10 protein-coding genes are annotated in these 12,795 nt (G+C 39.4%); 8 read left to right on the top strand and 2 right to left on the bottom strand.

From position 1 onward, the window contains the following. Positions 1 to 2 precede the first annotated feature (2 nt). A complete protein-coding gene (locus tag OC443_RS14220) occupies positions 3 to 1,586 on the bottom strand; it encodes a sensor histidine kinase (protein WP_073581469.1) in 1,584 nt (527 codons plus the stop codon). Positions 1,587 to 1,951: 365 nt separating this feature from the next. Between OC443_RS14220 and OC443_RS14215 the strand changes: the two genes are divergently transcribed. Beyond that, positions 1,952 to 2,701: a type 1 periplasmic-binding domain-containing protein gene (locus tag OC443_RS14215; RefSeq protein ID WP_143169273.1), complete on the top strand. Its 750-nt coding sequence runs from the start codon at positions 1,952 to 1,954 to the stop codon at positions 2,699 to 2,701. A gap of 84 nt (positions 2,702 to 2,785) precedes the next feature. Here the strand turns inward: OC443_RS14215 and OC443_RS14210 are convergent, their stop codons facing one another. Continuing rightward, positions 2,786 to 4,612, bottom strand: a complete 1,827-nt coding sequence (locus OC443_RS14210) for a M4 family metallopeptidase (protein WP_073581471.1) — start codon at positions 4,610 to 4,612, stop codon at positions 2,786 to 2,788. Between the two features lie 638 nt (positions 4,613 to 5,250). Here OC443_RS14210 and OC443_RS14205 point away from each other — a divergent pair. The 7 genes from OC443_RS14205 to OC443_RS14175 are packed head-to-tail and all read left to right on the top strand — an operon-like array spanning position 5,251 to position 12,757. Continuing rightward, entirely contained in the window at positions 5,251 to 6,024 is a 774-nt protein-coding gene (locus OC443_RS14205) for a Rossmann-fold NAD(P)-binding domain-containing protein (RefSeq protein ID WP_073581472.1), read from the top strand. 12 nt (positions 6,025 to 6,036) lie between these two features. Then, positions 6,037 to 6,858 (top strand): sugar phosphate isomerase/epimerase family protein, encoded by an 822-nt coding sequence (locus OC443_RS14200; RefSeq protein ID WP_073581473.1) that lies wholly within the window; start codon positions 6,037 to 6,039, stop codon positions 6,856 to 6,858. Beyond that, a complete protein-coding gene (locus OC443_RS14195) occupies positions 6,855 to 7,205 on the top strand; it encodes a DMT family transporter (RefSeq protein WP_073581474.1) in 351 nt (116 codons plus the stop codon). Before OC443_RS14200 ends, OC443_RS14195 begins: the two co-directional genes overlap by 4 nt. A 9-nt stretch (positions 7,206 to 7,214) precedes the next feature. Continuing rightward, a complete protein-coding gene (locus tag OC443_RS14190) occupies positions 7,215 to 8,342 on the top strand; it encodes an NAD(P)/FAD-dependent oxidoreductase (RefSeq protein WP_073581475.1) in 1,128 nt (375 codons plus the stop codon). Beyond that, positions 8,339 to 9,343 carry a glycosyltransferase gene (locus OC443_RS14185; protein WP_073581476.1) on the top strand — a complete coding sequence of 335 codons (1,005 nt, stop codon included), beginning with the start codon at positions 8,339 to 8,341 and terminating at the stop codon, positions 9,341 to 9,343. Before OC443_RS14190 ends, OC443_RS14185 begins: the two co-directional genes overlap by 4 nt. Continuing rightward, complete coding sequence (locus OC443_RS14180; protein ID WP_073581477.1) at positions 9,340 to 10,149, top strand: glycosyltransferase family 2 protein; 810 nt, start codon at positions 9,340 to 9,342, stop codon at positions 10,147 to 10,149. Before OC443_RS14185 ends, OC443_RS14180 begins: the two co-directional genes overlap by 4 nt. Then, positions 10,139 to 12,757 carry a hypothetical protein gene (locus OC443_RS14175; protein WP_073581478.1) on the top strand — a complete coding sequence of 873 codons (2,619 nt, stop codon included), beginning with the start codon at positions 10,139 to 10,141 and terminating at the stop codon, positions 12,755 to 12,757. The genes OC443_RS14180 and OC443_RS14175 overlap by 11 nt, the downstream gene beginning before the upstream one ends. Positions 12,758 to 12,795: the final 38 nt, after the last annotated feature.

The following is a 12,795-nucleotide window of genomic DNA, read 5'->3' as shown; positions in this document are numbered from 1 at the left end:
GGCTAGCTGTTTAATTCTTTTGGTATTGTTAACGTGTAATGCACACCCTGACCCGGTTCCGATTTGAAATCCAGATGACCTTTCAGTTTTTGTCTGATGAGGTTAAATACCAGGTTTAATCCCAGTCCTGACCCACCTTTACCACGCTTGGTGGTGAAAAATGGCTCAAAAATTCTTTGATGTAGCTCTTTAGGGATTCCTGACCCGTTATCAGTATAAATAAAGATAATATTCTCTTTTTCTTCGTAAAAGCTGATATGGACTTCAGGCTGTTTACAGTCTTCAAATGCATGGTTGACGCTGTTCAACACCAGATTTGAAATCACCTGCGTTAATACTCCCGGCAGACTATTCATTTCCAGCGAGGTGTCACCTGATATAGCCGGATGAACGGGTATTTTTCTTGTTTCCGGGTGTAAGCTTGATAGCAGAGAGTTCAAAACCTGAGAGATATTAAAGCTGTTACGGCTTTCAGAAACCTGATCGACCGCTGTTTGTTTAAAGTCTTTAATCAGCTTACTGGCACGGTTCAGGTTACTCTCCAGCAGCGCACTGCTTGTTTCCATTTTATGCATCAGATCAGCAAACTGAGTGCTGGTCAGGGTTTGTGATTCAAATGCATGGTTTAATTCAGTGATCACTTCAGCCACCATGGATGCGGCTGTTGTTGAGATTCCCAGTGGTGTATTCACTTCATGAGCGACACCGGCTACCAGACCGCCCAATGCCGCCAGTTTTTCTGATTCGATCAACTGATTTTGGGTGCGTTTCAGTTGTTGCAGGCTTTGTTCAAGGTCTTTTGTTCTTTCTTCGACAGTTTTTTCCAGATTCTTGTTTAAATCTTCGAGTTCAAGCCGGGTATCGTGTAAGCCATGAATGTTGGTCGTCAGGTCATGGGTCAGCTTGTTCACTTCATTCGCCAGCCAGGAGAGTTCATCCTCATCACTGGTAATCCAGCGAATATTATTCAGTTCCAGTTCTTTATTTTCATGGCTTGGATTGTATTGTCTGAGATACTGAACAATCGTAAAAATTCTTTGATTAATACTCCGGTTAAAGATAACCAGAATAACGTAGCAAACAATGACAGTTTTCACCATATTGGTTGCCAGTGTGGTGAGAAAATTGTGGATCAGGGTGTCATAGATTGCCGACGCGTTAGATTCCACATAGATAGAGCCGACGGTTTCAACCATGCCATAAGGATCGGTGTAGGTGAGCGGATAGGTTGCACTGACGGTACTACCGTTCACCGGTTTTCCTGATTCAAATTTATATTTGTTGGATTTTATCTGCAGATAGTCAATATGAGGCAGGCGAATTAATCCGTCCATATTACGCTGAAGTTCAAGTAAATCGAGATCCCAGAGTGATGAAGCAATCAGTTTGGTATGCACTGTTTTAATTTCATGGTGCCGTTTATCCACTTCACTAAACTGTTGATTATAGTCGAAGAATAACTGAACTAAGGTGACTAATAGAGTGATCGAGCCGCTAAGTAACACCAGAATCTGTATGATTCGGCGTCCCAAATAGCTTTTTAATGGGTTAAGCACTTGAATATCGTTATGTTTTTCTTCTTGCATAACTGTATTTATCAGCCCGTTTCTACATAAGTTACTTAAGTATAGTGAAAAGTTTTTTATCTATAACTTCTGTGGTGTTTAAAACATGCATTATGTCAGGATATTTTGTGTCTTTTCAAAATTCTGAGACAAGTCATGATTGGTTCATTTTGTGAGGTTCTGGCGAAAATCAACAGGTTTCTTTCGATATGCTTAGGTGATTCAGATAATCAATTGCAGTGTTGTTTATGACAGCTCATTTAAAAAAAGCCCAAATACATCTATTGCTTCCGGTCTGTATGCTTATATTGCCTGCAGTTACAGGACTCAGTACTGCGCGGGCTAACCATTTACATATCAGTCAGACAGGGAATGAAGCGCATGTTGTGACTACAACTGAGGGGTGCCGGCAAGCAGATCCGGATAAAACCCGCTGTATCCATCTGGGGGCGCCATCCTCAGTTTCCGTCAACTCAACACCTGCTCAGCGTGTTAAATCCGTATCTGTTGATGACATGAACTCAATGGCTGAAGATTTCCGGAAGATGAAAGCCCCAATGATTACTGTGAATGATGAGATTGATCGGCGTTATCGTCATACAGAGCCGGAGCAGAGAAAGGTTAAAAACCTTGAACTGGGAATGGCGTTAGGGGAGCTGGCACCACAGGTTTTACCGGAAGGCGGGACTGTTTGCTTACTTGCTACAGAAGATGACTCTCTGACAGAAAAAAGAATACAGGGCGTTCGTATGATGTTAAGTGGTGATGATCAATATCCGCCGGGAAAGGCACTTTCTGGTGAGAATGGATGGCAGGAGTGTGCTTCAGGACCGCTGGATATTCCACAAGATATTGATCTGAGAGGGAATGAAAAACTAATTGCGCAACTGGGTCAGCAGCATCCGGAAATAGTGATTGCTGTTTCTTACTGGCCCTTGACAGATCTGATTCAGGAGACCGGCAGAAATGAATTGAACCGACGACAGGTTTTTGCCCCGGAAATCTCAGTGATTGTCGGAGCAGACGGGAAGTCGGGCAAAGACATGAGTACTTTCATCCAGTTACAAAGTGAACGGGGAAAGTCAGAGAATAAAGCAAACATTTATATTTATTTGCCTGAACCTGGCAGACACTGAGTGTTCTGAATAATCAATCCCTTTTAACCAATAAAAGGCGCTGAACGCGCCTTTTATTGTTAAGTGAATTATCATTCAGGACAATTATTCAAGGCTTAGTGAAACACCTGAATATGCACTGTAACCACGAAGCATCACATAGTAAGTCTGACCTGATTTTGTCAGGATTTTACAGGATTCAGTATTACCTGTTTTGTACGGACGGCAATCATAAGAACTGGTTGTAGGCTGTTTGCCCGCTTTGACATACAAATCAACGTCGCCGCTGCCACCAGAAGTTTTTACTGTTGAATAAGACAGTGAATCTACCGTAAATGTGTAGTACTTGGCTGAGCTGGCTGCTCCTGATAAGTCTGTGAGCGGTGTACCTTTGACCAAAACATTGCTGCTGGTTGATGAATCACAGTCAGCATTTACACCGACAGTTTTAAATGCATCAACAACATCATCGACAGAGTAACCCAGATCTTTTGCTGCTTTTGCAACACCACAAGCTGCGGAATCATAGGTTGCATTTGCTGTCCAGTATAATTTGTTTGCATAAGCAAATGCCTGGAAGCCTTTTTTCGGATTCCAGCCTGATTTAGTCGATAGCAGGTAATAGGCGCGGTTATAAACACCACTGGAATAATGAACGTTCAGGTTACTGGTATACTCAGATGCATTATCGATTGAACTTCCATCTTTGGACGGGGTTTCAAAATAACGCAGTGCATCGCCTGATTTCATGATATCAGCACCAACCAGCCAGTCGACTTTACCACGGTCATAGTATTCCATCGCTTCCCCGGCGATGTCAGAGAAGGCTTCATTGATACCACCCGCCTGACCACTGTAAACCAGGCCTGAGTTTTGCTCAGTAAATCCATGGCTGACTTCGTGAGCACTCACGTTAATATCTACAAGCGGGTAAAAATAACTGGCACCATCACCGAAACTCATGGTTGAACCATCCCAGAATGCGTTTTCATAGCTGCTGCCATAGTGAACACGCATGACAAGCTGGAAACTTAATGGTTCAGTATTCAGCCACTCTTTATACATATCGACAATCATGTGCCCATAGTACTGAGCATCATTCAAAGGAGAATAAGCACCATTGACAGATTTGTAATCATTGTAGTTAGTTGAATCTGAACATGTGTAGCTATAAGCGGTTGTACCTGTTTTACCCCCGTTCAGGTTGACCGTTTTCACCTCGCTGGTATTCATCGTACAGGTTGAACCGGTTTTATCGATGGCGAACTTAGGTTTCGAATTTTCACCATAAACATATTTACCGGTTCTTTTGTTTCCGCCCGGGCCTTCAGCTTCAGCTTCGTTGTGATTCAAACCTTCCCAGGATTTCAGAATATCCCCGGTTTCTGCATCAATGAAGAAAAACGGGCGGGTTGGGTGCTCATCAGCAACAAAGAAATCAACCATATAAACTAATTGTGCCTGCTCATTCTTATCCAGACGAACCATCAGTTTTGCATTTTCATGCTCAGGTATTGGCGTTTCGGAAAGATTTTTATCTCTTTTAAAGTGAGCTTTTGCAATAGACAGCGCTTGCTTTTGATCAATTGACGGAGTAATTGTTGAGACGTCATCTGCAATGCCTTTTGCCATGACACCATATACATCTCTTTTTCCGGATTTAGTTTCTGTCGCGACAACTGAAGTATCAAAAACTGGCAAACCATGGTATGTCTGTTGATAACGAACTTTCTTCTTACCATTTGGCAATGTGACATGTGTTACTGCTTTAAAACCAGTTTCTGCCGGTGCGATACTAAGAGACTGTAATGCCAGAGCCTGTTCAAGCAATACGGAATCTTTAACCGTTACTTTTTCTGCTGCAGTTGCAGGAAGAGTAACCATTGCACTTACGGCAAGAAGCCAGTTTATATGACGTTGTGTTTTATTCATTTCTCAATCCTAGAGATTATTTTTTACAATTAATTCCTGATAAAACAGTAATTAACACCTAATGCGATCATTCGCAGAAGTAACCATCCACGACATCGGGGAAATGATCCAGATTGTTGGGGAAAATACTTTTTAATTTGTGTTTAGATTAGTTGACTTAAAATTGTATGTAATCGATACAATTTTAACATTAATTGAACTTTTATGTTCCTTTAAATCAATTACTTAACCAGTGCATAACACTTTTGTGACAATTTTTTATGACACAATAATGTCAATAAGATTTTTGCTGGTTTTTGATAGAAGATGATGATTTAAAAGACAAAAAATGTTTATCAAAGCTGGTTTTCAGATTTTTTGAAAGTGAATAATTATCCATCTTTATCGGTTATATATATAATAATAACCTTAAATGCTCAAAAAAACACATATGTAGAATAAATCGTATCATCTTGAGCCCTTATCAGCGTTTCTAACTCAATTATCTGGATTTCTTTGTCAATATAAACTGGGCTATTGTCTTTCTTAAAGTGAAAATAGCCGGATAAATGTGTATGATTTGCACTATATATTTATTAAGACAAACTTTGGTTTGTCTTTTTATTTGAGCTTCGGTTTTGGTGATTAAGAGTTAATATATGATGAAAAAAAATGCATTGATCGGATTTTCAGGCTTTGTCGGACAAACTTTATTAAAACAAGCGCCATTTGAAGACCTGTATCGTTCAACGAATATTTCCGAAATAAGAGGCAAATCATTTGATACAGTGGTATGTGCTGGTGTTTCTGCTGTGAAATGGTTAGCGAATAAAGAGCCGGAACAGGATAAAGCTTCAATTGACGTATTAATTGATCATTTATCAACAATTCAGTGCCAGCAGTTTATCCTGATCAGTACCGTTGATGTATTTAAAGACCCGATGGAGGCTGTTGAGTCTACGCCGGTGAATACCGAAGATTTACATCCTTACGGCTTACACCGGTATCAACTGGAAGAGTTTGTTAAACAACAGTTTGAGAACTGTTTAATTGTGCGTTTGCCCGGGCTTGTCGGGCCGGGCCTGAAGAAAAATGTCATCTATGATTTTTTGAATGATAATAATCTGGATGTTATCGACAGCCGGGGAATCTTTCAGTTCTATCCGATGGTCAATTTATGGCCTGATATTCAAATGGCTGTATCAGCAAAAGTGAATTTAATACATCTGACGGCTGAACCTTTATCGGTACAGGAAATTGCGCAAGACGGGTTTGGGTTTGAATTTGACCAACATACTGTGGATAAGCCTGCGGTATATGATTTCAGAACTGAGCATAATGATTTATATAAAACAAATTTACCGTATCAATATTCAAAGCAGGAGGCTTTATTAGCCATTCGTGCTTATGCCCAGTCTGAGCCTAAAAAATAAGCGGGATGATTCATGATTTCAATTTCTAATATTGCCTGGGATACTGCGATTGACCATGAGATTGCGGATTTGATGCATCTGCATGATGTCAGTTATATCGATATTGCGCCACCCAAGTATTTCCCTGAACCAGCCCGGGTAAAAGAGGCGGAGCTGGATAGAGTCAAACAATTCTGGCAGCAAAAAAATATATCGCCATTGGGAATGCAATCTTTATTGTTTGGAACACAGGGGCTGAATGTATTCGGAAGTGAAGATATACAGGAAGAAATGCTGCAGCATTTAGGGCATATATGCCGAATCGGGAATGGTTTAGGTGCCCGGAAATTAGTCTTTGGTTCTCCAAGAAACCGGGATCGAGCTCATCTGAATGATAAAGATACATCCCGTATTGCCCGGTATTTTTTCCGCCGTTTGGGTGATATTGCCAGGCTGCATGATGTGACGATTTGTTTAGAGCCCAATCCAGCCTGTTATAACGCAAATTTTATGACTGACAGTCTCGAAACGGCCAAAGTCGTTGAAATGATTGATCACCCAAATATCCGGATGCAGCTGGATATTGGTGCCATGTGTATTAATCAGGAATCTCCGGATGAAGTTATCCGGCAGGTTGTGCCCTGGGTTCATCATATCCATGTCAGTGAGCCTCAGCTTGTACCGCTGAATAAAAATAATGCTTATCATTTAAAGGCAGCTGAAGCTGTTCAGCGTTATTTACCTGATTATCCACTGGCTATTGAAATGCTGAGTTCATCGCCGGAAAATTCAGTTGCTGAAATTGAGCAGGCTATGTTGCTCATAAAACGCATTTACTTAGGATTGTCGGTATGAAGTGGATGATTCTTATTCTGGGTATTTTATCAAATGCTTCAGCAAGTGTACTGATTAAAGTGGCCATGTCATCGAAAGATGCGCCAATACAATTGAGTAATCCGCTGAGTATTTTGCTTAATTTACCTTTGATTAGCGGGGTGGCTTTATATGGTATTGCTTTTATTTTGTACGCTGTTGCATTAACATATTTACCTCTCAGCATCGCGCATCCTATTTTAACCAGTGGCGCGATTGCTGTGGTTGCAATCTCATCCGTCCTGATTTTTGGCGAGCATTTGGCATTAATTAATTTGGTTGGTATTGGATTGATAATCCTGGGTGTGGTTGCCCTGACTGCAAATTGAAAAATAAAAATGGATAAAACAGTAGATATAACAATTATTGGTGGTGGCTTTTTTGGTCTTTATATTGCTGAATATTATGCCAGACTAAATAAAAAGGTTTTGATCGTTGAAAAAGAAAGCGATGCGATGCAGAGAGCGTCGTATGTGAATCAGGCCCGGGTTCATAATGGTTATCACTATCCAAGAAGTGTGCTGACAGCTTTAAGGTCACGCATCTCGTTTCCCCGTTTTGTGGATGAGTTTGAAGCCTGTGTTGATAGCGATTTTGATAAATACTATATGATCGCAAATCGTCTGGGGAAGGTGACATCTAATCAATTCCGTAAGTTCTGTGAGCGAATTGGTGCAAGTTGTGAACCAGCACCTTCAGCCGTGAAAAAGCTGGTTTGCCCTAATATGATTGATGGCGTTTTTACAGTAAAAGAATTTGCTTTTAATGCCACGCTTTTAAAGCAAGTCATGTTGGAACGTGTACAGAATCTGGGGGTGAGCATTTTGTTTAATCACCGGGTGAAAAAGATTAAGAGAAATGAATCTGATTCAGCTCTTCACTTAAGCATTGATTCAGAAACAGATCAATTAGAGGTTCGCAGCCAACAGGTTTTTAACTGTACGTATTCATTGCTGAATTCTGTGTTACATGAATCTGAAATTGAATTAATTCCTCTGCGCCACGAAATGACAGAGATGTGTATTGTTGACGTGCCGGATGAACTTAAGCATATAGGAATCACCGTGATGTGTGGGCCATTTTTCTCGGTGATGCCATTCCCTTCTAAGCTGGCTCATTCTTTTAGTCATGTGCGTTATACACCGCATTATGAGTGGGATGATAAAAATGATATCTCTTATCTGGATGCCCATAAGCATTTTGATATCAGTCTGAAGCAGAGTGCCTGGCGGAAAATGCAAAAAGATGCCCAGCGATATATCCCAATTTTAAGCGAAGTAAAATATAAAGAATCGCTTTGGGAAGTGAAAACGATTTTACCCCGGAGTGACACGGATGATTCCCGGCCGATTTTATTCAAAGCAAATTACGGATTACCCGGTTTACATTGTGTCATGGGTGGCAAGATTGATAACGTTTACGACGTTATCAAAACAATTAATGAACTAGGGTTAGATGCGTCATGAAGAGTGAAACTTTTGTTTCGGTTGTTTTAGTTGTCAATAATCAGGCAGATACTTTGATCAATTATTTATCTGAATTAAGTCCGTATTTGAGTGAGCAGTATAGTGACTATGAGATAGTGATTATTGATCAGCGTTCAACTGACAACATTGAAGACAAACTGGTTCAGCCATTGTCTCAATATCAATCGATCAGACATATTCGCCTGTCTCAAATTGTGACGGATGATGTCGCCCTTGCTGCCGGAATTGAAAATGCAATCGGCGACTTTATTGTTCACCTCAATATTGAAACAGATCGTTGTTCAATGATTGAAGCTTTGGTTGAGCGGGGAAAGTCTGGCAGTGACATTGTTATTTGTACGACAGGTAAAGTGACGACTTTTTCGTACCGTTTTCTGAGAAAATGGTCTAATTATTTACTTCGCTCTATCGGTTATACACTCCCTGAAAACTCTACCGGTTCGCTGTGCTTAAGCCGCAGGGCTGTGAATGCGATTACAGAAACGGGACGTTTTTACTGTAAGCTTCATATGAAAATGGCAAATACAGGCTATTCTCTCCAGTCTTTTCCCTGTGATGATTATGTCAGTAATGTCCATCATAAAAGTGTTTTGAACGGGATTAAAGAAACGTTGCACCATATGATTTTTAATTCCACCAAGCCATTACGCTGGATGAGCTCTCTTGGTGTAATTGGTAGTTTAATGGCGATGATTTTTTCCTGTTATAGTTTGATTATTCATTTTATTAATGATGAGGTCGCTCCTGGCTGGACTACCACGATATTATTTATGTCATTCATGTTCGTTTTATTGTTTATCATGATGTCATTTTTTGGTGAATATATCGCCCGTTTGTTGAATGATCGGAGTGATCACAAAGAATACAATGTGATTTATGAGAAAAACAGTTCAGTGATGCTGGATGAAAACCGCAGTAATGTTTTATTTAGTTCAACCAATGAAAAGCAAAATTTGAGTCAGACGGGGCGGGACAGATGATCAATCCACCAAAGTATTATGATGTACCTCAATTTCGGGAGGTGTTCCATCAGGGAAAAAAGAGTGATTATTGTGTTGCGATTTTTGTCATCAATGAAGGAGAAAAGCTCCATAAACAGCTTGCTCGTATGCAGCAGGCTGATTTAAAGAATGTTGATGTGATTATCTCTGATGGTGGCAGTAGCGATGGTTCGACCGACTCTGAGCAGTTAAAAGCCCTTGGTGTGAATACCCTGCTTGTGAAAGAAGAAGCCGGAAAACTGGGAAGTCAGATGCGAATTGCATTTTCCTGGGCTTTAGAACAAGGCTATAAAGGTGTGGTTGTCATTGATGGCAACAACAAAGATAGTGTTGAAAATATTAACGATTTTGTCGAAAAACTTGAAGCCGGATATGATCATATTCAGGGCTCCCGCTTTATTCCCGGCGGGCAAGCTGTCAACACACCGTTTTCGCGTCTGGCTGGCTTAAAACTCATTCATGTGCCTATGATGCGTTATGCTTCCGGATTTAAATATACCGATACAACCAATGGCTTCAGAGCCTATAGTGCAAAGCTGCTGTTATCTGATGATATTGCACTATTCAGACCAGAGTTTACCAGTTATGAGCTGCACTATTATCTGGCAATAGAGGCAAGCCGGTGTGGTTATCGATGTATCGAGATACCGGTAACCAGAGTTTATCCAAAAGGTAAAGTCCCTACTAAAATCAGCCCGATAAAAGGTAATCTTAAAATTATTAAAACATTATATGATGTTTGTTCTGGTTCGTTTTCTTTAAAGCGTGGTCAAGATGGAAATTAACTTTAATTTAAGAAGGCGGCATCTGCTGCTAGCTGCCTCTTTTTTTGTCTCATTACTTATCTCTGCGTTTATATATAAATATCAGATACATACGCTAGATAACTATAATTATTTTATTTTTGGTGATACTTTGTTTTCAACCAAAAATAAGCAAGCAGATTTAAGTGTATTTTATTATCTGGTATTTATTTATATAGCTCTTTTTCTTGTTACTTATAGATTTGTTAATGATGAGGATTTGGCAGCACTGTCAGTATCAATAGATAGCCGACGTGTATTCGGTTCATTATCAAAATTTCCTTTGCTTATACTTAAATTATTGATTTCTATTGTATGTTTTTATTTTTCATATCGGGTTATCAATATCATCTATAGCATTAGTGAGTGGAATCTGTTGGCTATTGGTTTGGTCGCTTTGTCTGCGCTATATTTGATGAAAAAAAAGAGTCTTAGCTTTTTATCTCTTTCTCAATTGATGCTGGCTTTTTCCCCTATATTTATGACCAATGAAGTTCAACACTATCGTGGAAATGATATATTGTTTCCTGATTCTGTTTGGCTGTATATATATGTTTGGGGGATTTGTCTGACTTTACTTATTGCATCAGTGAAAAATGCGAAAAAAAATCAAGCTATTTTGATCTGTTCAATATTCTTTATTTTACTTCTGTCAGTGGGTGATCTTGCCAGAATTTACGTGCCTGATGAATATCACATAGGGGAAATGTTTACACCATACCATCAACTTTTCCAAATCGGTCAACAATCTTATGTTGATTATGTTCCGACGAAAGGTTGGTCACATATGGTCTCTGGTTGGTTTAATCATGTATTCTTTGATGGAACATATTTAAATTATGTGATATCTCATCGCATATTAAAATTGTTATTTATTACGGTTCTCCTTTTAGTTTCAAGTTGCTTTATTCCGAATATCTATTTTCTCTTTATTTCTGCCACTTCAGCATTCCATACAGGAGATCAATATTATCCTGTATTAATTGGGCTGTTTATATTGTCGTCAATGTTTGCATGGAGAAATTATTATCGCTTTTTGCTACTTTATGCTGCATTTAGTTTCGGTTATTTCATCTATTATGATGCATTTGGTGTTGCTTTCGGACTATCTTTGTTTCCGCTGGTACTGATTGTATTACATAAAATATATAAAGAAAACCAAAGGCCTGATAACATACATTTACTGGTGTTTGTTTTTATTTTATGTGTCGCGATTTATAATTATGAATATATATATAATTCATTGTTATATTGTCTCGATAGTGCAAGGTTTAACTTGTTCTACTGGGGCAATTATGGCGGGGTAAGTAAGTTAGTTCGTTCTAATTATTGGGTGCTTGTTCACTTATGCTGGCTGTATATCGTTGTCGTTCACTATCGTAAATTAACAAATAATGATAAAGTCTGGCTTTCCTTCCTGCTTATATTTCCTATTCTTGTTTTGAGCTATATGGAAGGCAGAGCGGATGGTAGTTTTGTCAGAGCGCGTGATTTTTCTGCATTCTATTCTATTGTGAGTGCTTGTTTAATTTTGTACCGTTATTCAAAACTAGAATATCGCCATAAAGCTTTTATGTTATTTATATCGGTGCTCTTTTTACTGGCTTATCACAAGTTTTATCTGAGGTATATTCCACCTCATGCTCTGGAGAACTATAAGACGATTCAACTCAATCCGAATTTTGTATTTGTGGATAACTCAGAAATCCCACTTTTAGGTCGTGGTTTTATTGGATCAAATAACTATAAAGAATTGAAGGCTGAATATCAGTTAATTAAAAAGCTGGGAAGTGATGAAACTTTCCTGATTGTTGATCCTTATATCAGCCAGTCAGCAAGATATTCAATTTTCGATAAAAAGATACCAACAATATCACACTCAGTACTTAATATCCCCAGCTTGCAGTCGCAGCTTACTGAACTGGAGAAAGTTAAATCCTCTCACGTCAAAATTGTCCGGGTTTCTGAAGGGTTGTTACGTTATCAGTTATTCTATAAATACTTCCTCAATGGTAATTACAGCCTGGCGACTTATGCCGGACGAAAGTACCTGATAGAGAATGACTTATATCACCAGTTAATCAGTGAAGGGATGGTTCAGGAAGCTCATCTGACGGATTTGCCATTGATCATGTATGACATCAGTTATCTGCCGGTTAAATGGGGAAGTGCGGTTAAAAATGAGAAGATCAGCCACCGGATTCATTCTCAGACTACTCCGGTGAAAGTGGAGCGTGCCAGTAAGGCAGAAGATAACCGTTATCTGCTGGATAATAATGGCAGGTTTACTTTTGCACAAACACAGGCTGAAATTAATCAGGCAGACTTTTTGCTGATTGATTTGTCGCTGGAAGGTAAAAAAGAGTGTCGTGTTAAATTGCTTTGGAGTGATAATCCTGACGGGCAGTTTGATAATCAACGGAGCATTAAATTCATGGTTCGTTCCGGGATAAATGTTGTGCCGTTGAGCAATAACTACCTCTGGTTTAAATCGAATCCGATCCGGAAAACTGAATTGCGGGTGAACTTCTGTTCGGAGAGTACTATCCGCTTTAATGCACTTGATTTTGCATTTTATGGCAAGAAGTAATTTAGTATTTTCTGTTTAGATAGTTCAAAAGGGAGTGA

This window comes from Vibrio quintilis (genome assembly GCF_024529975.1).
GTDB lineage: Bacteria > Pseudomonadota > Gammaproteobacteria > Enterobacterales > Vibrionaceae > Vibrio > Vibrio quintilis.
The sequence above is the reverse complement of the archived record's forward strand: the minus strand, read 5'-3'. Positions and strand labels throughout refer to the sequence as shown.